Annotated in this window: 22 protein-coding genes, 1 riboswitch and 1 other annotated feature; of the genes, 13 read left to right on the forward strand and 9 right to left on the reverse strand. The window is 37.8% G+C overall.

Going from position 1 to position 23415, the window contains the following annotated elements:
* Positions 1-94 precede the first annotated feature (94 nt).
* From OPF91_RS06470 to OPF91_RS06495, 6 genes are all read left to right on the forward strand, one after another.
* The gene (locus tag OPF91_RS06470; protein WP_264987912.1) at positions 95-1036 is read left to right on the forward strand and encodes a DUF1177 domain-containing protein; all 942 of its coding nucleotides are present in this window, start codon (positions 95-97) and stop codon (positions 1034-1036) included.
* 4 nt (positions 1037-1040) lie between these two features.
* Entirely contained in the window at positions 1041-2309 is a 1269-nt protein-coding gene (locus OPF91_RS06475; protein WP_264987913.1) for a M20 family metallopeptidase, read from the forward strand.
* 81 nt (positions 2310-2390) lie between these two features.
* Entirely contained in the window at positions 2391-3152 is a 762-nt protein-coding gene (locus OPF91_RS06480) for an IclR family transcriptional regulator (RefSeq protein ID WP_264987914.1), read from the forward strand.
* A 12-nt stretch (positions 3153-3164) separates the two neighbouring features.
* A complete protein-coding gene (locus OPF91_RS06485; protein WP_264987915.1) occupies positions 3165-4088 on the forward strand; it encodes an aminopeptidase in 924 nt (307 codons plus the stop codon).
* Positions 4089-4154: 66 nt separating this feature from the next.
* Positions 4155-4619, forward strand: a complete 465-nt coding sequence (locus OPF91_RS06490; RefSeq protein WP_264987916.1) for an NUDIX domain-containing protein — start codon at positions 4155-4157, stop codon at positions 4617-4619.
* The gene (locus OPF91_RS06495; RefSeq protein WP_264987917.1) at positions 4606-5394 is read left to right on the forward strand and encodes an alpha/beta hydrolase family protein; all 789 of its coding nucleotides are present in this window, start codon (positions 4606-4608) and stop codon (positions 5392-5394) included. Before OPF91_RS06490 ends, OPF91_RS06495 begins: the two co-directional genes overlap by 14 nt.
* A gap of 23 nt (positions 5395-5417) precedes the next feature.
* On the opposite strand, the gene pckA is transcribed toward OPF91_RS06495, so the two are convergent.
* Complete coding sequence (pckA, locus tag OPF91_RS06500) at positions 5418-7004, reverse strand: phosphoenolpyruvate carboxykinase (ATP) (protein WP_264987918.1); 1587 nt, start codon at positions 7002-7004, stop codon at positions 5418-5420.
* Between the two features lie 640 nt (positions 7005-7644).
* A riboswitch (SAM riboswitch) is annotated at positions 7645-7761 on the forward strand.
* Positions 7762-7986: 225 nt separating this feature from the next.
* Here pckA and metK point away from each other — a divergent pair.
* Positions 7987-9192 (forward strand): methionine adenosyltransferase, encoded by a 1206-nt coding sequence (metK, locus tag OPF91_RS06505; protein WP_264987919.1) that lies wholly within the window; start codon positions 7987-7989, stop codon positions 9190-9192.
* A 27-nt stretch (positions 9193-9219) separates the two neighbouring features.
* On the opposite strand, the gene OPF91_RS06510 is transcribed toward metK, so the two are convergent.
* A complete protein-coding gene (locus OPF91_RS06510; RefSeq protein WP_264987920.1) occupies positions 9220-9741 on the reverse strand; it encodes a gamma carbonic anhydrase in 522 nt (173 codons plus the stop codon).
* Between the two features lie 210 nt (positions 9742-9951).
* Between OPF91_RS06510 and OPF91_RS06515 the strand changes: the two genes are divergently transcribed.
* Together OPF91_RS06515 and OPF91_RS06520 are read left to right on the forward strand one after the other, a co-directional pair.
* Positions 9952-10758 (forward strand): alpha/beta hydrolase, encoded by an 807-nt coding sequence (locus OPF91_RS06515; RefSeq protein ID WP_264987921.1) that lies wholly within the window; start codon positions 9952-9954, stop codon positions 10756-10758.
* Positions 10759-10885: 127 nt separating this feature from the next.
* Complete coding sequence (locus tag OPF91_RS06520) at positions 10886-12397, forward strand: alanine/glycine:cation symporter family protein (protein ID WP_264987922.1); 1512 nt, start codon at positions 10886-10888, stop codon at positions 12395-12397.
* A gap of 57 nt (positions 12398-12454) precedes the next feature.
* On the opposite strand, the gene mnmM is transcribed toward OPF91_RS06520, so the two are convergent.
* Entirely contained in the window at positions 12455-13027 is a 573-nt protein-coding gene (mnmM, locus tag OPF91_RS06525; RefSeq protein ID WP_264987923.1) for a tRNA 5-(aminomethyl)-2-thiouridylate-methyltransferase MnmM, read from the reverse strand.
* Positions 13024-13980: a tRNA modification radical SAM protein MnmL/YtqA gene (gene mnmL, locus OPF91_RS06530; RefSeq protein WP_264987924.1), complete on the reverse strand. Its 957-nt coding sequence runs from the start codon at positions 13978-13980 to the stop codon at positions 13024-13026. The genes mnmM and mnmL overlap by 4 nt, the downstream gene beginning before the upstream one ends.
* A 138-nt stretch (positions 13981-14118) precedes the next feature.
* Between mnmL and OPF91_RS06535 the strand changes: the two genes are divergently transcribed.
* The 4 genes from OPF91_RS06535 to OPF91_RS06550 all read left to right on the forward strand — a co-directional run bounded on the left by OPF91_RS06535 (position 14119) and on the right by OPF91_RS06550 (position 18512).
* Positions 14119-15297, forward strand: a complete 1179-nt coding sequence (locus OPF91_RS06535; RefSeq protein WP_264987925.1) for an MDR family MFS transporter — start codon at positions 14119-14121, stop codon at positions 15295-15297.
* A 50-nt stretch (positions 15298-15347) separates the two neighbouring features.
* Positions 15348-15548: a binding site (T-box leader), on the forward strand.
* A 76-nt stretch (positions 15549-15624) separates the two neighbouring features.
* Complete coding sequence (gene leuS, locus OPF91_RS06540; RefSeq protein WP_264987926.1) at positions 15625-18039, forward strand: leucine--tRNA ligase; 2415 nt, start codon at positions 15625-15627, stop codon at positions 18037-18039.
* A gap of 94 nt (positions 18040-18133) precedes the next feature.
* Positions 18134-18280: a hypothetical protein gene (locus OPF91_RS06545; protein WP_264987927.1), complete on the forward strand. Its 147-nt coding sequence runs from the start codon at positions 18134-18136 to the stop codon at positions 18278-18280.
* Entirely contained in the window at positions 18240-18512 is a 273-nt protein-coding gene (locus OPF91_RS06550) for a hypothetical protein (protein ID WP_264987928.1), read from the forward strand. The genes OPF91_RS06545 and OPF91_RS06550 overlap by 41 nt, the downstream gene beginning before the upstream one ends.
* 146 nt (positions 18513-18658) lie before the next feature.
* On the opposite strand, the gene OPF91_RS06555 is transcribed toward OPF91_RS06550, so the two are convergent.
* The 5 genes from OPF91_RS06555 to OPF91_RS06575 form a co-directional block, all read right to left on the reverse strand.
* Positions 18659-19894 (reverse strand): permease, encoded by a 1236-nt coding sequence (locus OPF91_RS06555; protein WP_264987929.1) that lies wholly within the window; start codon positions 19892-19894, stop codon positions 18659-18661.
* 4 nt (positions 19895-19898) lie between these two features.
* Positions 19899-20597 (reverse strand): response regulator transcription factor, encoded by a 699-nt coding sequence (locus OPF91_RS06560; RefSeq protein WP_264987930.1) that lies wholly within the window; start codon positions 20595-20597, stop codon positions 19899-19901.
* A 6-nt stretch (positions 20598-20603) separates the two neighbouring features.
* Positions 20604-21290: a sensor histidine kinase gene (locus tag OPF91_RS06565; RefSeq protein ID WP_264987931.1), complete on the reverse strand. Its 687-nt coding sequence runs from the start codon at positions 21288-21290 to the stop codon at positions 20604-20606.
* A gap of 112 nt (positions 21291-21402) precedes the next feature.
* Positions 21403-22395 carry an ABC transporter ATP-binding protein gene (locus OPF91_RS06570; RefSeq protein ID WP_264987933.1) on the reverse strand — a complete coding sequence of 331 codons (993 nt, stop codon included), beginning with the start codon at positions 22393-22395 and terminating at the stop codon, positions 21403-21405.
* 4 nt (positions 22396-22399) lie between these two features.
* Positions 22400-23407 (reverse strand): ABC transporter ATP-binding protein, encoded by a 1008-nt coding sequence (locus OPF91_RS06575; protein ID WP_264987934.1) that lies wholly within the window; start codon positions 23405-23407, stop codon positions 22400-22402.
* Positions 23408-23415: the final 8 nt, after the last annotated feature.

The following is a 23415-nucleotide window of genomic DNA, read 5'->3' on the forward strand; positions in this document are numbered from 1 at the left end:
TAACAATCAATGGAGATGAGGCGAATCTTTATTGATTGAAGGTCCGCTTTATTTCCATAAAAATAAATTATAAATGAGAAAGAGGTAACGAATTATGTCATTAAAACATGTGATGGAGCTATACGAAATAATGGACAGTATTTATGTCGATGGAGAAGCGATAAAAGGCTATTTACAGGCGATTAATCCAAATGTAGATGTGACAGTAAAGACCATTGAAGGAAAAAATGGCTCGACTGATTTCGTGAAGGTCGTTCTACCTGGCAAGAATGGTAAATCCTCTGGTGGAAGTGCACCTACATTAGGTATTATTGGCCGTTTAGGTGGTATTGGTGCACGACCTGAAATGGTGGGCTTTGTTTCGGATGGTGATGGTGCATTAGCATGTATGGCAAGTGCTGCTAAAGCGATGGATATGACTTTAAAGGGAGATCAATTAGAGGGCGATGTCATTTTCACAACGCATATTTGCCCAACAGCCCCAACATTACCACATGATCCAGTACCATTTATGGATTCGCCTGTCGATATTGGTGTGATGAATGAGCATGAAATTGATCCAGCAATGGACGCCATTTTATCGATTGATACAACAAAGGGCAATCAAGTATGTAATCATAAGGGATTTGCGATTACACCAACAGTTAAAGAGGGCTACATTTTAAAAATTAGTGATGATTTATTGCATATTTACAAGCAATCGGCAGGTATCGCACCTGTTATTTTGCCGATTACGATGCAAGATATTACACCATATGGCAATGGCTTATATCATATTAATAGTATTTTACAGCCAGCAGTAGCGACAACTAGTCCAGTTGTGGGAGTAGCGATTACGACAGAAGCAGCAGTAGCAGGCTGTGCAACAGGTGCTACGCATATGTTTGATGTTGAAGAAGCTGTTCGATTTGCACTAGAAGTGGCTAAAGCATATGGAGCAAATAAATGTGCTTTCTATGATGAGCAACAATTCACATTAATGGAAAGTTTATATGGTAGTATGAAGCATTTGCAAACAAAAGGAATGGAGGTATAAATCCATGCATAATTTACAGGAGCTAAAGCTTCAATTAATCGATGAAGTAGAAAAACATCAAGATGAGCTCATTGATTTTTGTTCAAAGCTCATTCAAATTCCAAGTGTCAATCCACCAGGAGATACGACAGAGATTACAGCTTTTATTGAAAATTATTTAAATGAGGTCCATATTCCTTATGAAAAATATGAATCTGCTGATAAAATGTTTAATTTAGTAGCGTCAATTGGCAATGATGATGGTAAAGAGCTCATTTATTGTGGACATACAGATGTTGTACCTGTTGGTGATTTATCCAAATGGGATTTCGATCCATTTTCAGGTGAGGTAAAAGATGGCTGGATGCTTGGACGTGGTGCAAGTGATATGAAAGCAGGGCTAGCGGGTATTATTTTTGCAACGAAAATGCTGAAAAAATTAAATATTGAGCTACCAGGAAAATTGACATTAGCCATTGTACCAGATGAAGAAACGGGTGGTGAATTCGGTGTCCCTTGGCTGTTAGAGCGTGGTTTAGTCAAAGGGGATGGCTGTTTGATTGCTGAGCCTTCATCACCTTTAAATCCGACGATTGGACAAAAGGGCTCCTATTGGTTTGAATTAGAAGTGCGTGGAGAGCCAGGGCATGGAAGTTTATCACCACTAGCTGGTCATAATGCCATTGTCGATGCCATTCGTGCCATTGAAGAAATTCGTACATTGTGGGATTTATCGATTCAAATTCCAGAAGAAGTGCAGCCATTAATCGAAGTATCTAAAAAATATATGCGTGAAGTTGAAAAAGATCGCTTGAAATATCAAGAAGTATTAGAGAAAATTACTGTAAATATTGGTACAATTGAAGGGGGAACAAAGTCGAACGTTATTCCTGATTATTGTAAAGTGCAAGTGGATTGTCGTTTACCATTTGGTATTACACAGGAAGAGGTCACAGCTATTTTGGCACAAAAATTGGATGCACTCAACATTGATTATTCCATTAAACGTTTTGGCTTTAAAAGTGTGGCAAACTATACATCTGCACAGGACCCTGTATGTCAAGCAATTGTCGATAATATCTCGTTTGTGACAGAGCGAGAAGCTTATGGTGTGATGCAGTGGGCGAGCAGTGATGCACGACATTTTAGACAATATGATATCCCCGTTTTACAATATGGTCCAGCCTATTTGCCAAGTATTCATGGCTACAACGAAAAAGTATTAGTTGAGGATATTGTTCGCTGTGCAAAGGTATATATTGCGGCTGCCATTGATTTCTTATATCAAAAGTAAGGGAGAGCTCTCTCTCTTGCTTTTGTAGATGTGTATAGAGGTGACTACACAATATAAATAGATTAAAAGGATGCGAGAGAGATGCTAAAAACCTTAAATTTATCCATTGCTGTTTTAAGAATGTTTACGAAAGAAAAGCCAACATGGGGTGGACGTGAACTAGCTATGGCAATGAATCTAAATCATACAAATTTGTATCGAATTTTAGAAACATTTGAAATGAATGGCTTTATTACGAAAGACCCTGTGACAAAAAAATATTCACTTGGTATTGCTTTGTGGGAAATGGGTATGAACATGTATGATTCATTGAATATTGATCAACTATGTATACCAATTCTTGAAAAATTACAGGAAGCGACAGGAGAAACAGCGATTTTTACAGTGTTGAATGGCTTGGAAGCACTGACATTGTTAAAAGTTGAGCCGTTAAATAAAGTGAAATTTTCTGTTTCAAGAGGAAGTCGAACACCACTTTATGTAGGAGCTTCTTATCGCTCAATGCTAGCCTTTTTAAGTGAAGCGCAAATTGCAGAAGTAATTGATAGACCATTAACAGCTTACACAAATAATACAATGACAGATGCACAAGCCATTCGAGCTGAATTACAAAAAATCCGAGCATGTGGGTATGCAGTGAGCCAAAGTGAATATACAAATGATGTGATGGCACTAGCAATGCCTATTTTCAATGGTGACAATCAAGTAGTTGCCTCTGTAACAGTATCAGGCCCTATTTATCGCTTTACAGAACAGCGCATTGATGAAGTGTTAGAGCCATTAGCACAAGCAAAGCGAGAAATTGAAGGAATCATTTACCGTTATCATTTGAATTTTAATTAAGGAGCTACGATTATGCAGCATTTACATAACATTGCATTAACTGTTTTGAAAGGGAATTTACATGTTCAGCCATCAGAAACATTGCTCATTTTAACGGATATTCATAAGCAAGAGGTTGCCAACGTATTTTACGAGGCAGGATTGGCAATAACAGATCATACATTACTGGTCGTTATGCCTTTGTTGCAAAAATCAGGACAGGAGCCAATTCCAGCGATTGCTTCACTGATGGCAAATGTCGATGTGACACTATGTATTACTTCGCATTCATTAACACATACGGTCGCTCGTAAAAAGGCATGTGAACAAGGTGGACGAGTGGCAACAATGCCAGGAGTGACTTTTTCGATGCTAGAGCAAGGTGCATTGCATGGGGATACAAAGGAAATTGAGGCACTTGTGGAAGACTATGTTCAATTACTTGATTCAGCAAAAGATGTACGCATTGTGAAGGATGGCTATGAGTTAACCTTCAATTTGGAAAATCGCTCAGGCATTCATTCGACAGGCATTGTGCGCAATGCAGGTGATTATGGTAATATTCCTTCTGGGGAAGCTTATATTGCACCGATTGAATCTTCTGCTAATGGAGATATTTTAGTGGATGGTTCGATTGCTAATATTGGTGTATTGGCAGAACCACTATTATTAAAAATTCGCAACGGTCGACTAGAGGAAGCAATCGGTCCAGATGGAGAAAAGCTGCTTACTTTATTAGGTGAAGGAAATGGACGTGTGATTGCGGAATTCGGTATTGGTGCTAATAAAAGTGCTATTTTATGTGGAAATGTGTTAGAGGACGAAAAAGTATATGGTACGATTCATATTGCATTTGGTAGCAATGCTTCATTTGGTGGAGCCAATGAGGCAGATGTGCATATTGATTGTGTTGTGAAAAGCCCAACAGTTTATTTTGATGGGCAACAAATTATATAATAGATGTAAGAGCGTGACTTCAAGCGACATGAAGTCACGTTTGTTAGTTTAAAGGGGTTGAATAAAATGTTGTCATTTACTGATTTACATGGCTTACAAGTCGATTTAAGTTTTACAAAAGGTGAATTTGCTATTGAGCCAAAGCATGTACTTGTATTTTTAAAGCATGAAAATAAGTGGCTTTGTACCATTCATAAGCAGCGTGGTGTGGAAGTGCCAGGTGGTAAGGTGGAAGCTGGCGAAACATTAGAGCAAGCCGCCATACGTGAAGTGTTCGAGGAAACAGGTGTCCATGCAAAAAATCTAACATGGTTCGCGGAATATGCTGTGCATGATAAGGTTGTATTTGCAAAGACTGTATTTACAGCACAATTTGCAGGACAGGAAGAGATTGCATTTGATTTAGAGACAGCTGGTATGGTATGGCTAACTGATGAAGAATTTGTAAATCATCCACAATTAAGCTTTCATATGCAGGATGAAGGGATGCACAAAATGTTGGAGGTATTACAGCAACATGAGAAATGGTGAAATTGTCGCAACACGTCCATACCCTTCACCAAATGCCAAGGTACGGTTAACAGAAGTGACTTACTATTCGCAGGGACTACGTGTAAAAGGCTTATTAGCAGAGCCGAAAGAAGCAGGCAACTATGATGGCTTTTTGTATTTGCGTGGCGGTATGCAAAATATTGGGATGGTAAGACCTTCACGTATTGCCCAATTTGCGATGCAAGGATTTGTTGTCTTTGCACCCTATTATCGCGGTAATCGGGGGGGCGAGGGACGAGATGAATTTGCAGGGCAGGACCGTTATGATGCGGTATATGCAGTAGATGTGTTAAAGCACTACTGTAGTAACGCCATTCATGTTTTTGGCTTTTCACGTGGTGGGTTGATGGCACTTTGGACAGCGATTTTACGCAGTGATATTACGTCTGTTGTGGTATGGGCTGGTGTATCTGATGCTACAGCCACCTATTGGGAACGAATTGATATGCGTCGTATGTTAAAGCGGGTAGTTGGTGGCAGCCCGAATCGTGTACCAGAAGCCTACCATAAAAGAACGCCATTGTTTGATATCACAGCCATTGAAGCACCTGTGCTGATTATTCACGGCACACAGGATGAAAATGTGGATATGGGACATGCAAGACAGCTTGAACAGCATTTACAGAAGACCTATAAAGTATATGAAACATGGTATTATGAGCGATTGACACACTTTTTCCCAACAATGATTAATTTACAAGTAGTCCATAAATTATGTCGATGGATGAAGGCGCAAAAAAGAGGAGGCCATTAAGGGCACTCCTCTGTTTGATTGTCTTATTGTAATGGACCGCCAAGCTTCGTAATAGCTTCTGAAACATCAGCGAATTTTTGGAAATTGTTATTGAACAAACGAGCAAGCTCTTGTGCTTTTACATCGTATGCTTCTTTGTCAGCCCAAGCATCACGAGGGTTTAACACTTCTGATGGCACACCTTCAATTACTGTAGGGATATGTAAACCGAATACAGCATCTTGAGTCGTCTCTACATTGTTTAATTTACCTTCAATTGCAGCGTGAATCATTGCACGTGTGTAGGCAAGTTTCATACGAGAACCTACGCCATACTCTCCACCAGTCCAGCCTGTGTTCACTAAAAATACTTGTGAACCATGCTCGTCAATTTTTTGACCTAATTGCTCAGCATAGACAGTTGCTGGCAATGGTAAGAACGGAGAACCAAAGCATGTTGAAAATACTGGTTCTGGCTCTGTGACACCACGCTCTGTACCTGCAAGTTTAGATGTGAATCCACTTAGGAAGTGGTACATTGCTTGTTCTTTTGTTAGCTTGCTGATTGGAGGTAATACACCAAAAGCATCGGCTGTTAAAAAGATGATTGTTTTTGGATGACCTGCAATGGATGGGTCAACAATATTATCGATAAATTGAATTGGATAAGCAACACGTGTATTTTCAGTTAATGAACCATCATCATAGTCACAAATACGTGTTTCAGCGTCCACAACTACATTTTCTAATACAGAGCCAAAACGAATGGCATTATAAATTTCAGGCTCTTTTTCAGCAGAAAGATTGATTGTTTTTGCATAACAGCCGCCCTCAATGTTGAATACACCGTTATCAGACCAGCCATGCTCATCATCACCGATTAATTTACGATCAGCATCAGCAGATAAAGTCGTTTTACCAGTGCCTGATAAACCGAAGAATAGTGCTACATCACCTGCTTCACCTACATTAGCAGAACAGTGCATTGGGAAAATACCTTGCTGTGGTAGTAAATAGTTCATAATACCAAAAACCGATTTCTTAATTTCACCAGCATATTCTGTACCACCGATTAAAATAATCTTTTTCTCTAATGATACAATGATGAATGTTTCAGAAGCGGTGCCATCAACGGCAGGGTCTGCTTTAAAGTTAGGTGCTGAAATAATAGTGAAATCAGCCACATGTGTTGTTAACTCTTCTTGTGTTGGACGGATAAATAATTGATGGGCGAAAAGATTGTGCCAAGCGTATTCATTGATGACTTGGATGCTTAATTGTGAGTCTTTATCAGCACCTGCAAAGCCATTGAATACAAATAATTCGTCACGCTCTTTTAAATATTTCACAACTTTTACATATAAGTTATTAAATATTTCAGATGAAATTGGTTGGTTTATTTTACCCCAGTCAATTTGATCTTTAGTGCTTGCTTCTTCTACCATATATTTATCTTTAGGAGAACGACCTGTGTATTTTCCAGTTTCAGCACGCAGCGCACCATCCACTGTTAACATTGCTTCTCCACGAGATGTAGCTTTTTCAATTAATTGTGGTACGGAAAGTTGAACATGAATATTCCCTCCGCTTAATAATTCCTTCAGTTCATTTGTAATTTCTACTGAATTCATCGATTAATACCATCCTTTTTTATAATATTCCCTACAATATGCAAGGGATTGTTTCCTAAATTTAAAAATAGTATAACACAATTACCTAAATAGTCTATACTAATTAAAAATTTATTTTAAAACTTCCATGAACAAAATGAGAAATTCAATATCTAAATAGGTGCTTGTTAATAGAGTGTATAAAGTATTTACATCAATAATGAATGACATAGGAAATACAAAAAATCAAATAAACGAGCATAAATTATTGTAATCAACATTGAATGCGTTTACAGAAGTCTGAGAACAAAGATTATCTTACCACAATTAAGGATGATTTTGTTTGAATTACAATAATAATTTACATATATTTTAATTCGACAATATAAATAGTTGTTTGTTGTTTTAGTTGCTACAATTATTTGTACGAGTAGCGATGGATTGCGAGTATACTTGATATTTCGCTTTCATGTAAAAAAGCATTTGTCGCTACAATAGTATTTATTACATGTGGAAAGGTTTATATTTTAGAATAAAAATAAATTCAGTATTATTTGAATATTATGTGTTTGTTGTTAGTAGTTTTGTGTTACGAATAATGCTGCGAATAAATAATTGACAATGTTCGACCTTTTCCGTAATATAATTTATTGAACGGATACTCTTATCCCGAGCTGGTGGAGGGTCAGGCCCTATGAAACCCGGCAACCTGCATGAACATTCACGACATGCGTTGGTGCCAACCTGATGCAAGGGAACAGCCCTTGAACGATAAGAGTGAAAGGTTACACAGTCATTATTCCTTTCCTCATGTATAGTAAACGTGGGAAAAGGATTTTTTTATTGTCAAAAAATAGTGATTAGTGATTTTTTCTAAATCCTCGTGTTAAAAGCAACAGTAACAACGGCTTGAAAGTTCAATCCTTAGGAGCGGACTTGACATGGGTAATGAGTACCGTATTCAAAACTATATGATATGAGTTATTAATAGGAGGAAAACCAAATGACAAACCGTAGACTGTTTACATCAGAAAGTGTGACAGAAGGACATCCAGACAAAATTTGTGACCAAATTTCAGATGCTATTTTAGATGCTATTTTAGCAGCGGATCCAAATGCACGTGTAGCGTGTGAAACAACTGTTACAACAGGATTAGTATTAGTAGCTGGAGAAATTAGTACATCTACATATGTAGATATTAAAGGAATTGTGCGTGATACAGTAGCAGAAATTGGCTATACACGAGGGAAATATGGCTTCGATGCAGAAAATTTAGCCGTTCTTGTGGCAATTGGTGAACAATCACCTGATATTGCGCAAGGGGTTGACCAAGCATTAGAGGCACGTGAAGGTTCGATGACAGATGCAGCGATTGAAGCAATTGGTGCAGGTGACCAAGGATTAATGTTTGGCTATGCATGTAATGAAACACCAGAGCTTATGCCATTGCCAATTAGCTTAGCACATAAATTAGCACGTCGTTTAACAGAGGTACGTAAAACAGGTACATTGCCATACTTACGTCCAGATGGTAAAACACAAGTAACAGTAGAATATGATGAAAATAACGTACCAGTACGTGTAGATACAATTGTTATTTCGACACAACATGATGAAGAAGTAACATTGGAGCAAATTAAAACGGATTTAAAAGCATTAGTGATTGCGGAAGTTGTACCAAGTGAATTACTTGATGCAGATACAAAGTATTTCATTAATCCAACAGGACGTTTTGTTATCGGTGGACCAAAAGGAGATGCTGGTTTAACAGGTCGTAAAATCATCGTAGATACATACGGTGGCTATGCACGTCATGGTGGTGGTGCATTCTCTGGTAAGGATGCAACCAAAGTTGACCGTTCAGCAGCTTATGCGGCCCGTTATGTAGCCAAAAATATTGTAGCAGCTGGTTTAGCAGAGCGTGCAGAAGTACAACTAGCTTATGCAATTGGTGTAGCACAGCCAGTATCGATTGCTGTTGATACATTTGGTACAGGAAAAGTAAAAGAAAGCGACATCGTGAATTGGGTACGTGAGTTATTTGATTTACGTCCAGCAGGCATTATTAAAATGCTAGATTTACGTCGCCCTATTTACAAACAAACAGCAGCATACGGGCATTTTGGTCGTACAGACTTAAATGTACCGTGGGAGCAAACAGATAAAGCAGAAGAATTAAAAGCGAAAGCAAGTTTAGCTGCACAATAAGAAGAGAAGGGGACATGTGCGCCCCTTCTATTTTTTTTCAGCCTGTAGAGATTTATAATATTGCCCTTTTTCTACATATTCTCGTACGATACGTTCCATATCTTTTTTATCTTCTTTATTCAGCTCACGTACAACTGTAGCAGGACGACCTAATGCTAAACAATTGGGTGGAATTACTTTACCCGGAGGTACGAGACTACCAGCACCAATAAATGCACCTTCCCCGATTTCTGCGCCGTCTAATATGATAGACCCCATACCAATTAAAGCATTTTTGCGAATCGTACAGCTATGTAAAGTGACTTGATGACCAACCGTTACTTCATCTTCAATGATTAGTGGATATTTGGGGCTTTGATGTAAACAACAAAGATCTTGAATGCTGACACGTTCTCCAATAATTGTTGGAGAAACGTCACCTCGAATGACCGTATTAAACCAAATTGTTGTGTGAGCACCAATCGTCACATCACCTGTAATGGTGGCATAGTCAGCAATAAAAACAGATGGGTCGATATTGGGCTGTTTGTCTTTAAATGGATAAATCATATGAATCGCCTCTTTTCTTGAAATGATGTACTATATATCGTATCAAATGCGGTACTTTATGCAAATATAAACTGAAAGATTTGTTACATATTGCGATATAATAATTAAGTAATTTGATTTTGATTTAGCAATATATTGTTGATAAAGATATAGCTTTTGGTGACCACTAGCAAGATGGTCAAGGTGTAGTGAATGAGGAGGACTATGTGAATGTGGAAGTGGGAAGTTGATGGACAAGCGAAGGCTGTGATTGCGATTATGCACGGTGCATATGAAAATCATCGCTGGTATGCGTGGCTAATAGAAAAGTTAAGATTAGAAGGTTTTCACATAGTTATGGGGGATTTACCGAATCATGGTGTGAATGCGAAATTTTCACGTGTCCATGATGAAGATTTTCAAACCTATTATAAATATACAAAACATTTGATTGAAAATGCTTTTTCATATAATTTACCTGTTTTTTTAATCGGTCATGGATTAGGTGCAACATTATTATTACAGGCTATGTATAAATATAAATACGAATGTGCAGGTTTAATTTTAACGTCGCCATGGTTAAATTTAAAATTGCTGCCAGGGAAATTGTCGAATGCCTTAACAAGCTTAAGTGCACTCACAGCTAATATGAAATTAACACATGCGGTCCATCCGAATAAATTAACTCGCAGTGTGGAAGGAAAAGAAGAAATGAAAGATGAGGTATCCTTTAAATCAACTGTTTCAGTTAAATGGTATCGCGAGCTGCAACAAATGATGCGCCAGCTCATTTTAATGCCAAAAGTAGAATTTCCGACGATACCTGTTTTGCTGATGACGGCTGAAAAGGATGCGATATCTGATAGTAAGCAAGCTCGCCATTGGTTAAATCAACAGGACCTCTCTGAATTTCAATATAAAGAATGGGCAAATTGTTATCATAATTTATTTCACGAAGTAGAGCGTGAAGAAATTTTTATGTATACACGTGATTTTATTAATAATGCATTACGAAGAATCGGCTATATTATTGAATAGAAAAAAGCATCCAGTATATGGATGCTTTTTTTCTTATATTTATTTTTGGAAATAATATTGTAATCTTCAGAAAAATATAATAATATATTGACCTATAGCAAGGAAATTTTTATTGGGGAGGGATAAAATGGAAATAATTGTAGGAAAATTAAATGAACTTTTTTGGGGACCATGGTTTATTTATGGTATTTTATTAATCGGACTTTTCTTTTCAATTCTTACGCGATTCCTACAAGTACGACACATTAAAGATATGGTTATTTTAATGTTCAAAGGGGAAAAATCAGAGAAAGGTATTTCATCATTCCAAGCGATGTCCATTGCATTATCAGGTCGTGTAGGTACTGGTAATATTGCAGGTACAGCTACAGCAATTGGAATGGGTGGTCCTGGTGCAGTATTTTGGATGTGGGCAATTGCCTTTATTGGTGCTGCGACAGCATATGTGGAATCTACATTAGCTCAAATTTACAAGGAAGAGAAAGACACAGAATATCGTGGCGGTCCAGCCTTTTATATCGAAAAAGGGATGGGGCAAAGATGGTTTGGTGTTATATTCGCAGTAGCTGCATTAATTGCTATGCTAATCTTAATGCCAGGTGTTCAATCGAATGCAATTGCAGGTGCTGTTGAAAACGCTTTCAATATTGAACCTTGGATTACTGGGCTTATTATTGCTGTACTACTAGGTGCTATTATTATTGGCGGGGTAAAATCAATTGCAAATGCTGCACAAATAATTGTTCCATTCATGGCATTAGCATATATTTTAATGGCAGTTGTTATTATCTGTATGAATATTAGCGAAATTCCAGCAGTTATTAGCTTAATTTTCTCAAGTGCATTTGGAGCACAAGAAGTATTTGGTGGTATTATCGGTTCCGCTATTGCATGGGGTGTTAAGCGTGGAATTTATTCCAATGAAGCTGGTCAAGGAACTGGCGCACATCCAGCGGCAGCCGCAGAAGTTTCACATCCTGCTAAACAAGGAATTGTGCAAGCAGCATCTGTTTACATCGATACATTATTAGTATGTTCAGCTACAGCATTCATGATTTTATTTACAGGTATGTACAATGTTCAGAATGAAAAAGTAGACGTAGATGATGCAAATCGTTATATTCATATTGGTGAATTCAATCAAGGTGGTTTAAGTGGCGAAGAACAAATGACGTTTGCAAAAGGTATTAAAGAAGGTGCAGCCTATACACAATATGCGGTTGATACAGCATTACCAGGCTTTGGTGCACCATTCGTAGCTATTGCATTATTCTTCTTTGCTTTTACAACTATTATGGCATATTACTATATTGCTGAAACGAATGTGGCATATTTATTCTCGGGAAGTATGGAGAAAATCTTTATCTGGGTTGCAAAAATTGCTATTTTAGTAACAGCCTTTTACGGAACTGTTCGTACTTCGGATCTTGCTTGGGCAATGGGTGACGTTGGATTAGGATTAATGGTATGGATTAACGTACTAGCTATTTTAATTATTATGAAGCCTGCTATTTTAGCATTAAAAGATTATGAGAAACAGAAAAAAGAAGGAAAAGACCCTGTGTTCGATCCTCGTGAGTTAGGAATTAAAGGGGCTGATTTCTGGGTTGAATATAATGAAAAGCGCAACAAGAAATAATAGTTAAAAGTAAGGTAGATTGGGAAAATGCTTTCCTAATCTACCTTTTAACATTGATTAACTTAATTCTTTCATTTTCTCCAAAGCAATGACAAAAGGGGGATCATTTTGTTGGTTTAGAAATTCATATTTTAATACATGAACATATTTCTGAGGTAGCTGACTTACATAGTTAATCACCGCATCACGTTCTTCTTTCCCACCTGAATGTCCATGATAAATGACAAGCACAATAATGCCACCAATTTTTAAGAGCGCTAGTAAGGCTTCAATTGCTTGTATTGTTGTATTAGGCTTTGTAATAATATCGTGATCACTGCCAGGTAAGTAGCCAAGATTAAAAATGGCTGCGGCTACTGTTTTGTGTACATGGTTGGCTAGCTCCTCATGCCCACGATGTAAAATAAGAGCACGATGCTCTAAGCCTGCATCTAATAAACGGTGAAGTGTCGCATCCACGGCACTTTTTTGGACATCAAAGGCATATACTTGCCCTGTATCACCAACAAGCTGTGCTAAAAATAAGGTGTCATGCCCATTGCCTGCTGTTGCATCAACCACTGTATCGCCTTCTGTAATCGTTTCTTTTAATAGCTGTTGGGCATATTGTAAAACACGCTGTAGCTTCATTTTAAAACCTCGGCTTGATAAAATTTCCCTTGCCAGCTTCCACGGCGTTCAAGCTCTGCATCGATACCGTTTAACACTTCCCATTTGTTGACACTCCACATTGGTCCTATCATTAAATCAATTGGCCCGTCACCTGTAATACGATGAATGACCATATCAGGTGGTAAAATTTCCAGTTGATCGGCTACCAGTTTTGTGTAGACATCTTGGTCTAAAAATTCCAGCATCCCTTTCTCATATTGTTTAACCATGGGTGTTCCTTTGAGTAGGTGTAATAAATGAATTTTAATGCCTTGTACGTCGAGCTTAGCTACTGCTCGTGCTGTTTCCATCATCATGTCATAATCTTCAAGTGGAAGCCCATTAATGATATGGGAACAGACACGAATACCATGTTTGCGTAGTTTTTCTACACCTTCTACATATGTTGCATAATCATGAGCACGATTAATGAGGTTCGCTGTTTTTTCATGTACAGTTTGTAAACCAAGCTCAATCCATAAATAAGTACGTGTGTTTAATTCTGCTAAGTACTCTACAACATCGTCAGGTAAGCAGTCTGGGCGTGTGGCGATGGATAAGCCGATGACACCTTCCTGTGCTAATGCCGCTTCAAATTTTTCCTTTAATACTGGTAGCGGTGCATGTGTATTTGTATAAGCTTGAAAATAGGCCATCGATTTGCCATCTTTCCATTTTTGCTGCATTTTCTCACGGATTTCTGCAAATTGAACGTCAATCGGATCGACCTTATTGCCTGCAAAATCGCCTGAGCCAGCCGCACTACAAAATGTACAGCCACCAAAAGCAACAGTGCCGTCACGATTTGGGCAATCAAAGCCAGCATCAAGTGCTACTTTAAAAACCTTATGCCCAAAGTGATTGCGTAAATAACGATTCCATGTATAATATCTTTTCCCATCGGAAGGAAAAGGGAAATTTATTTCTGTCATGATATTTCACTCCTCTAACACTCTATTTTAACATGTACTATTCGTTCCGTCACATGTGCAACAATTATTTTTCTTGTACTTTTACTCATTTCGGCATAGACTAATTGTTTAGAGTAACGAAATAATGGAGGGTAACGCATGCCAAAAAAACTTTGGTTTTTATTGATTGGAATGCTCGTGAATACGATGGGCAGCTCTTTTTTATGGCCTTTAAACGCTATTTATATACATGATTATTTAGGGAAATCACTTGCACTGGCTGGCTTTGTCTTGATGCTCAATTCAGCGGCAGGTGTACTTGGCAATCTTTTAGGTGGCTATTTATTTGATAGAATAGGTGGCTTTAAATCGATTATGCTTGGCATTATTTTAACGATTGGTGCTTTAATTGGCTTATTGTTTTGGCATGGCTGGCCGCATTATGTATGGTTTTTAACGATTATTGGCTTTAGCGGTGGTATCGTGTTCCCAGGGATGTTTGCACTAGCAGGCTCGGCATGGCCAGAAGGTGGACGAAAAGCCTTCAATGCCATTTATTTAGCTCAAAATGTCGGTGTAGCGATTGGACCAGCACTTGCAGGAATTGTAGCAGATTATCAATTTGATTATATATTTAAAGTGAACCTAGGTTTATATACGCTGTTCTTTTTCATTGCATTATTGACGTTTAAGCAATTGGATCATAATAGTGTTGCACCGAAAAATGTAGTGAGTGAAAGTAAAAAAATTGTTAATAAAGCACCGTTTTACGCATTATTAATTATTAGTGTATCTTCTGTGTTATGCTGGCTAGCTTATTCACAATGGAGTGCAACGATTTCTTCTTATACACAGGATTTAGGACTTGGTTTAAAGCAATATAGCTTATTATGGACAATAAATGGCTTACTGATTGTTTTAGGGCAACCGCTTATTGCACCACTTGTGAAGCGTTGGGAAGGTCAATTAAAACGTCAGTTGGTTTTAGGGGTTGTCTTAATTGCGGCTTCTTTTGGTATTATTGTTTATGCGCAAAGCTTTACAATGTTTGCGGCGGCTATGGTCGTTTTAACTTTCGGTGAGATGTTCTATACACCTGCATTGCCAACGATTGCGAATCAGCTTGCACCAAAAGGACGACAAGGCTTTTATCAAGGTATCATTAATAGTGCCGCTACAATCGGTCGGATGATTGGTCCATTGTTTGGAGGCATTATGGTAGATCAATTTGGCATGATTATGCTTGTTTCGATTTTAGTGTTTGTTGTCCTATTAGCGATTATTCCATGTCTTGTATATGATTATCCATTGAAAAAGCAAGGAATATCGCTGGATTAAACTAACGCTTGTATTTTTTTTCGCTTTCCATTAGAATAAATGCAATACATGAAAAGACAGTGATGAGGAGTAGTAAATTTGTCGTTCTTGATAGAGAGCTAGCGTTTGGTGGAAGCTAGCAGGAAAACAAATTGAACTTGCCTACGGAGTCTGCCGATGTGCCGTTTCTTCTGCGTTAAAGAAGCTAAAAGTTGAGTGTAATCACTAATTTGGGTGGTACCGCGGGAGCTGTAGATTCTCTCGTCCCTTTCTGATAAAGAGAGGGACGAGTTTTTTTATTTTTTAAATATTTCGTCAATTTAAAACGAAATTGAAGGAGGAATTATTGTGAGCTTTAATCATCAGCAAATCGAGAAAAAATGGCAGCAATATTGGGCTGACCATAAAACATTCAAAACTGAAAATGAAACGGATAAACCAAAGTTTTATGCGTTAGATATGTTCCCTTATCCATCTGGTGCAGGTTTGCATGTAGGACATCCAGAGGGCTATACAGCGACAGATATTTTATCACGCTTTAAACGTATGCAAGGCTATAATGTATTACATCCAATGGGCTGGGATGCATTTGGCTTACCAGCAGAGCAATATGCGCTAGATACAGGGAATGACCCTGCTGAATTTACAGCGAAAAATATTGCGACATTTAAGCGTCAAATTCAAGAATTAGGTTTTAGCTATGATTGGGATCGTGAAATTAACACAACAGATCCTGATTATTATAAATGGACACAATGGATTTTTATTCAACTTTATAATAAAGGCTTGGCTTATATTGATGAAGTAGCGGTTAACTGGTGCCCAGCACTTGGCACAGTATTGGCGAATGAAGAGGTTATTGATGGGAAGTCAGAGCGTGGTGGGCATCCTGTAGAGCGTCGTCCAATGAAGCAATGGATGCTCAAAATTACAGCCTATGCAGACCGTTTAATTGACGACTTAGAAGAAGTGGATTGGCCAGAATCTATTAAAGATATGCAACGTAACTGGATTGGTCGCTCTGAAGGGGCTGAGGTGACGTTTGCAGTGGATGGGACAGCAGAAAACTTCACTGTCTTTACAACACGTCCTGATACACTATTTGGTGCAACCTATTGTGTACTTGCGCCAGAGCATAAATTGGTGGAGCAAATTACAACAGCAGCGCAGCGTGAAGCGGTTGAGGCTTACTTAGAAAAAGTGAAAATGAAGTCTGACCTAGAGCGTACAGATTTAGCGAAGGAAAAAACAGGCGTCTTTACAGGTGCATATGCAGTGAATCCAATCAACGGTAAAAAAGTGCCGATTTGGATTGCTGATTATGTGCTAGTGTCTTATGGTACTGGTGCAATTATGGCGGTTCCAGCGCATGATGAGCGTGACTATGAATTTGCGAAAGAATTCGGTTTAGATATTGTCGCTGTACTTGAAGGTGGCGATATCGAGACAGAAGCCTTTACAGGGGATGGTCAGCACATTAACTCTGAATTCCTTAATGGCTTAAATAAAGCAGATGGCATTGCAAAGGCGATTGAATGGTTAGAGGAAAAAGGTGTTGGACAAAAGAAAATTTCTTATCGTCTACGTGACTGGTTATTCTCACGTCAACGCTATTGGGGTGAGCCAATTCCAATGATTCATTGGGAGGATGGTACAACGACAGCGGTACCTGAATCCGAATTGCCATTAATACTACCAAAAACAGATAATATCCGTCCGTCTGGTACAGGAGAATCACCATTAGCAAATATTGCAGAATGGGTAAATGTTGTAGACCCTGAGACAGGCAAAAAAGGTCGTCGTGAAACAAATACGATGCCACAATGGGCAGGCTCAAGCTGGTACTTCTTACGTTATATTGATCCAACAAACAAAGAAGCGATTGCTGATTCAGAGCTATTAAAACGCTGGTTACCTGTAGATATTTATATCGGTGGTGCAGAGCATGCCGTACTACATTTACTATACGCACGCTTCTGGCATAAAGTGCTGTATGATTTAGGTGTTGTGCATACAAAAGAGCCATTCCAAAAATTATTCAACCAAGGGATGATTCTTGGGGAAGGCAATGAAAAAATGTCTAAATCAAAAGGCAATGTTGTGAACCCAGATGAAATTATTACTTCTCATGGCGCAGATACATTACGTCTTTATGAAATGTTTATGGGCCCTCTTGAGGCATCTGTGGCATGGTCAACAAATGGCTTGGATGGTGCACGTCGCTTCCTAGACCGTATTTGGCGTCTATTTATCAATGAAGATGGTTCAGTAGCAGCAAAAATTCAAGCATCAGATGATAAAACATTGGAAAAATCATATCATCAAACAGTGAAAAAGGTGACAGAGGATTACGAAGGCATTCGTTTCAACACAGCGATTTCACAAATGATGGTATTCATCAATGATTGCTATAAAGCGGATGTACTACCAACAGCTTATGCTGAAGGCTTTGTGAAGCTATTAGCACCAATTGCACCACATGTTGCAGAGGAGCTATGGCAGCTATTAGGTCATGAGGAAACATTAACATATGCACAATGGCCAACATATGACGAAGCTAAACTTATCGATGCAGAAGTAGAAGTAGCGGTACAGGTTGCAGGAAAAGTCCGTGCGAAAATTATCGTAGCGAAAGATGCAACACAAGAAGAGATTGAAAAAATTGCACTAGCAGATGATAAAGTACAAGAGCATCTTGCTGGTAAAAATATTGTGAAAATCATCGTGATTCCAGGTAAGTTAGTCAATATTGTAGCGAAATAATTGAGGGAAAGTGTCCAGTCATTGGGCACTTTTTTCATTGTTTATGAAACCACAGCGAAATTTTTGACGACTATAGATAAAAGAGGGGGCTTATTTGAGTGAACAGTTAGCAGCAATCATGGCAGAGCATGGAGAATATTGTTTACGTGTTGCTTGTTTATATGTGAAAGATTGGGCTGTTACAGAGGAAATTGTGCAGGATGTCTTTTTTTGCCTATTATCGCCAGCAGGAGTGCTTTGAACAATGTGCATCATTAAGAACATATTTAGTAAAAATAACGGTACATAAAAGTCATGATTACTTAAGAAGCTGGAAAAATAAACATCATGTCTTATTCGATAGATGGCATATTGGTGCAAGTAGGCAAACACCTGAAAAAAATGTACTTGAACAAGATGAGCGTAATCTATTAACTACTGCATTATTTGAACTGCCTATTACATATCGAGAGGTTATTATTATCAGGAGTTGAAGGTACGGAAAATAGCGAGTATTTTAGCTTGTATGGAAAATGTAGTAAAAGCGATAATGCACAGAGCTAGATAACTATTACAAAACAAATTGCCAGTGAGTGAATGGGAGGTGTTAGCTGTCATTAACAGGGACCTGAAAAGCAAATCAGGCCTCTGTTTGTAAAGAGAGCTGAGCTATACAAGAAATAATAAAGCTAACGATTAGTCCATAGAGCACCTCAGAGGCTAGGCTAATCGTAGCACCGCTAAGCAAAGCAATAATCATCGCCAGCCAGCTCAGCTTATGGATGCTTCGTTTCGTAAATAATAATACGACAACAAAGGGAAGTAGCGTAATATGAAGAAATGCAAATGTATAAATAACACTTAAAATCGTCAAATCTACTGTTAACACGAAGGCTAGCAATCCAATTATTACCGCAATCATATAGCTGTAGTAGGAGCGTTTATGTGTAAAAAAAGGCTTTGTTGCACGCATTTCTACAAGCAATGTTGTGAGTATAGCAAGCAGTGTAAAAAGCAAAAATGCCAATGTCAGAAACCCTGGCTGGACTTCATATAAAAAGGTTAAAATCAATATTTCGAACTGTCCATAAGCACCGCTGTATAAAGCAATCATTAAAATGGCTGTAAATGAAAAGGTTAATAAAGCTAAAATGACGCCTGATGATAATAGGCTGCTTCTTACCTTTTGAGGTTTGATAAAGGCTATTAAATACCAAGTAGATTTATCAAACAGTACTTGTCCTAATACGACAAACTGCATAACGATAAAAAACAATAAAATATAACTATTTTTAAAGTAAAGTAAATATGGATGATAAAGGCGAATACCCTCATATACTGAACTTGCACCATTTTGCACAAAATAATAAATGGGAATAAAGATAAGTAAAGCAAACAGCACGATAATAAATAAACTGTCCAGCCACAATAGTCCACGATGCGATAGGAATCGTTCTAACAATACCACGATAATTAGAAAGAAAGGTAATGTCAAATATAGAGGGATATGAAACATAATCGTTGATAGCACACTCATACTAATTAACTGAATAAGCCATATTTCAAATCCTACAACTAAATAGCATACTTTAATAAATTTCAAATTTAGACCACTTAACTTTTCTTGAATCGTAGCTAATAAAAAGCTTTGATTGTGCTGAACATGGTGTTTCTTTAAACAAATCCCAAGAATGATAAAAGCTAAAGCCATTGCTAATAGATAACAAATACCTGCTGTCAAACCAAATGAAATTAAGGCAGAAGGTGAGGAAATGAAAAAATTCCCGTGAATCCAACGAGCTAATAATACGATAACACCAGCCGCTGTGCTAAGACTTGCAAATGGTAAGATAAGTGAGCGTTTAGTGAAAGTCATAGCGTTATTGTCCTTTAAATAGTTGAGATAGCTTAAATTGCCGCGGTGATTGATTGTATTTTTTCTTAAATGCCACACTAAAATAATGCTGGCTATTAAAACCACAGCTCTCTGCAATGGCAGATATACTTGTATCATGGTTGTCATTCATTTTTTTAACAGCCATTTCTAAACGGTAATTGTTAATATATTCATTTAGCCCAATGGACTGCTCTTCTAAAAATTTACGACTTAAGTAGCTTGGATTTAAATGAATTTTTTCAGCAATACTATTTAAGCTTAGTTTGTCATGATAATTTTCATGAATATAAGATAGAGCACTTTGAATAGCATCGTGATTTGAGCTCCAAACTTTATATTTTTCAATAATGGCATCTAATTCACTGGCAATAACAGGCTTTGTCAAATAGTCTGTCACACCGATACGCAATGCTTTTTGGGCATATTCAAAGGATTGAAAGGCAGTTACCATAATGATGTCTAAATTATAAAGCTGCTTTAATTCTTTGCTTAAAGTGATGCCGTCCTTTCCAGGCATTTGAATGTCTAAAAAGGCGATAGTCATACGATTTTTTTTCGCTAGCTGTAATGCCTGTGAAGCATCTTGAGCAGTAAAAAATGTCCAGTTTGGAAAATGTGGCTTTAATAAATAAATCATTTGCTCAAGCTCTAAAGGCTCATCATCTGCAATTAGTATATTCATACCATGTCACCCTTTCTTATTGGAACTTGCTTCTGCTGGAATATGAATGGTTACAACATAAAATTGTTCATGTTGTTGTGTTGAAAATGTCATATTTTCAAGACCATAAATGAGTTCAAGACGTTTTTTTATATTTTCTAAGCCATATCCTTGATGTTCATTATTTGTACTTTCAAGAGCAGGAGAAAAATGTGTATTTTTAATTTCGATTATCAGTAACTCATCCGATTTATGGATATTGATAAATAATTCGGCTGGTTCTATATGTTTTTCAAAGCTGTGTTTAAAGGCATTTTCAATAATTGTTTGCAAAAGAAACGGTGGAATTGGCACGGTGAGCGCTGCGTTGTCCACATGATTATGAATCGTTAGACGATGCCCAAAACGCAAAGACTGAATGCGTAAATAGCTTTCGACAAACTGTACTTCATTTTTTAGCGCAATAAGTACTTCATGGTTGTTGTACTTAAATTTAAAAAACATCGCTAAAGCTTCAATGCCCATTACTAAATCTTCTTTACGATTAATACGTGCAAGACTTAGTAAAGAGTTTAGCGCATTAAAAAAGAAATGAGGCTGTATTTGCTGGTTGAGCTGCAAAATATTTGCTCGCTGCAAGTCTTGCTTCAGCTCTAAATGCCGTTTTTCTTCTTCTAAACTGTCAATTTGTTTTTCAAAAATAAAAACAGACATAAGCAGAAAAGCTCCAATAATTGGAGCAATGACGCATAGGAGAATATAAATGTTGAATGTTTCGAGCTGTAACATAGTAATCTCCCCTGTTATAGAATAGCTGCATAACTCATTAAACTAAATTTTCTGCAAAATGACAAGCGACTTTATGTGTAGGCGTAATGTCTCGTAAATTTGGAATTTCTGCTTTACACTTATCGGTTGCAAATGGGCAACGTGTATGGAAGCTACAGCCAGAAGGTGGATTAAGAGGAGATGGGATATCGCCTTTTAATAGAATGCGCTCCTTACGATGCTCTTTATCAATAATCGGAATGGAAGAGAACAAAGCTTTTGTATATGGATGATGTGGCTGTGAAAACAAAGAATGCTTATCTGCAATTTCGACAACCTTTCCAAGATACATGACCATTACCCGATCAGATATATGACGCACTACACTTAAATCATGTGAAATAAATAAAAACGTTAAATCTAATTCACGCTGTAGCTTTTTCAATAAGTTTAAAATTTGCGCTTGGATAGAAACGTCCAAGGCTGAAACAGATTCATCACAAATAATGAGTTTAGGATTGACCGCAAGAGCCCTCGCAATACCAATACGTTGACGTTGTCCACCTGAAAATTCATGTGGATAACGCTCTAAATATTCTGGGCGCAAACCAACAAATGACATCAATTCCAGCATTCTTGCCTCTTGTTGTGCTGGTGGGACAACCTTTTGAATGGACATAGCCTCCGTCAGCATTTGACGAATTGTTCTACGTGGATTCAGGGAAGCATATGGATCTTGGAAAATAATTTGAATATCTTTTCTTGCTAGACGTAGCTCTTTTTTTGTCATCTCCACTAGGTTTTTGCCAAATAATAAAACTTCTCCAGCTGTTGGCTCATCCAACCGTAAAATAGAGCGACCTGTTGTGGATTTTCCACAGCCTGACTCGCCAACGATACTTAGTGTTTCTCCTGGCATAATATCGAACGATACACCATCAACAGCTTTAACGACTTGTTTTTCCCCAAAAAGTTTTTCTTTTTTTAAAGCGAAATGCTGTTTTAAATCTTTTACTTGCAACAATGGTTTGTGCATATTTTTTGTTGTCATCTCGTCAAACCGCCCCTCGTAAATGTTTCCCTTGCCATTCTTCACTATACATCCAACATCTTACTTTTTTATCATCCACTACAGTCATTAAATCAGGCTGCTGGTCATGACATAAATCAGTAGCGAATGGGCAACGTTCTGCATAACGACAGCCTATTGGATAATCATAGGTACTTGGTACAGTGCCATGAATTGTTGAAAGCTCTTCCTGATCCTCATAAAGCTTTGGCAGCGATTGTATTAAACCATTTGTATAAGGGTGTAACGGTTTAGCAAAAATACTATCCGTCGCTCCTTCTTCCACCACTTGACCTGCATACATAACAGCAATTTTATCGCAAATTTCAGCTACAACACCAAGATCATGCGTAATGAAAATAATACTCATCCCTAATTGCTGCTGAAGGTTGCGAATAATATCGATAATTTGTGCTTGAATTGTTACATCGAGCGCAGTTGTTGGTTCATCTGCTATTAAAACATCTGGTGTACAAGCTAAAGCCATTGCAATCATAATGCGTTGGCGCATGCCACCACTTAATTGATATGGCTCCTGTTTAGCTCTTTTTTCAGGTGCAGGTATACCAACAAGGCGAATCATCTCCACTGCTTTTTGCCAAGCCTCTTTACGAGATAAGCCTTGGTGGAGACGAATTGTTTCAGCAATTTGCTCACCCACCGTTAATACAGGATTTAAACTAGTCATCGGCTCTTGGAAAATCATTGAAATTTTATTGCCACGTATTTTACGTAACTCCTCATCAGATAGCTTGAGTAAATCTGTATTGTTTAGCAATATTTCTCCGTTGATGATTTTACCAGGAGGGGAGGGCACTAAGCGTAATAGAGACAAGGATGTCATCGATTTTCCACAACCTGATTCTCCAACAATTCCTAATGTTTCTCCTTTATGCAGTGTAAAAGATACACCATCCACTGCTTTGGCAATACCTTCACTTGAATAAAAATATGTTTGTAAATTTTTTACTTCTAGCACTTTTTCATCTTTCATCAAAAATC

It is taken from the genome of Lysinibacillus piscis (genome assembly GCF_026012395.1).
Lineage (GTDB): Bacteria > Bacillota > Bacilli > Bacillales_A > Planococcaceae > Lysinibacillus > Lysinibacillus piscis.

Excerpts from the sequence above, each read along its gene's own strand:
- OPF91_RS06470 (WP_264987912.1), top strand. The coding sequence starts at position 95 with ATGTCATTAAAACATGTGATGGAGCTATACGAAATAATGGACAGTATT.
- OPF91_RS06475 (WP_264987913.1), top strand. The coding sequence starts at position 1,041 with ATGCATAATTTACAGGAGCTAAAGCTTCAATTAATCGATGAAGTAGAA.
- OPF91_RS06480 (WP_264987914.1), top strand. The coding sequence starts at position 2,391 with ATGCTAAAAACCTTAAATTTATCCATTGCTGTTTTAAGAATGTTTACG.
- OPF91_RS06485 (WP_264987915.1), top strand. The coding sequence starts at position 3,165 with ATGCAGCATTTACATAACATTGCATTAACTGTTTTGAAAGGGAATTTA.
- OPF91_RS06490 (WP_264987916.1), top strand. The coding sequence starts at position 4,155 with ATGTTGTCATTTACTGATTTACATGGCTTACAAGTCGATTTAAGTTTT.
- OPF91_RS06495 (WP_264987917.1), top strand. The coding sequence starts at position 4,606 with ATGAGAAATGGTGAAATTGTCGCAACACGTCCATACCCTTCACCAAAT.
- pckA (WP_264987918.1), bottom strand. The coding sequence starts at position 7,004 with ATGAATTCAGTAGAAATTACAAATGAACTGAAGGAATTATTAAGCGGA.
- metK (WP_264987919.1), top strand. The coding sequence starts at position 7,987 with ATGACAAACCGTAGACTGTTTACATCAGAAAGTGTGACAGAAGGACAT.
- OPF91_RS06510 (WP_264987920.1), bottom strand. The coding sequence starts at position 9,741 with ATGATTTATCCATTTAAAGACAAACAGCCCAATATCGACCCATCTGTT.
- OPF91_RS06515 (WP_264987921.1), top strand. The coding sequence starts at position 9,952 with ATGTGGAAGTGGGAAGTTGATGGACAAGCGAAGGCTGTGATTGCGATT.
- OPF91_RS06520 (WP_264987922.1), top strand. The coding sequence starts at position 10,886 with ATGGAAATAATTGTAGGAAAATTAAATGAACTTTTTTGGGGACCATGG.
- mnmM (WP_264987923.1), bottom strand. The coding sequence starts at position 13,027 with ATGAAGCTACAGCGTGTTTTACAATATGCCCAACAGCTATTAAAAGAA.
- mnmL (WP_264987924.1), bottom strand. The coding sequence starts at position 13,980 with ATGACAGAAATAAATTTCCCTTTTCCTTCCGATGGGAAAAGATATTAT.
- OPF91_RS06535 (WP_264987925.1), top strand. The coding sequence starts at position 14,119 with ATGCCAAAAAAACTTTGGTTTTTATTGATTGGAATGCTCGTGAATACG.
- OPF91_RS06550 (WP_264987928.1), top strand. The coding sequence starts at position 18,240 with ATGTCTTTTTTTGCCTATTATCGCCAGCAGGAGTGCTTTGAACAATGT.
- OPF91_RS06555 (WP_264987929.1), bottom strand. The coding sequence starts at position 19,894 with ATGACTTTCACTAAACGCTCACTTATCTTACCATTTGCAAGTCTTAGC.
- OPF91_RS06560 (WP_264987930.1), bottom strand. The coding sequence starts at position 20,597 with ATGAATATACTAATTGCAGATGATGAGCCTTTAGAGCTTGAGCAAATG.
- OPF91_RS06565 (WP_264987931.1), bottom strand. The coding sequence starts at position 21,290 with ATGTCTGTTTTTATTTTTGAAAAACAAATTGACAGTTTAGAAGAAGAA.
- OPF91_RS06570 (WP_264987933.1), bottom strand. The coding sequence starts at position 22,395 with ATGACAACAAAAAATATGCACAAACCATTGTTGCAAGTAAAAGATTTA.
- OPF91_RS06575 (WP_264987934.1), bottom strand. The coding sequence starts at position 23,407 with ATGAAAGATGAAAAAGTGCTAGAAGTAAAAAATTTACAAACATATTTT.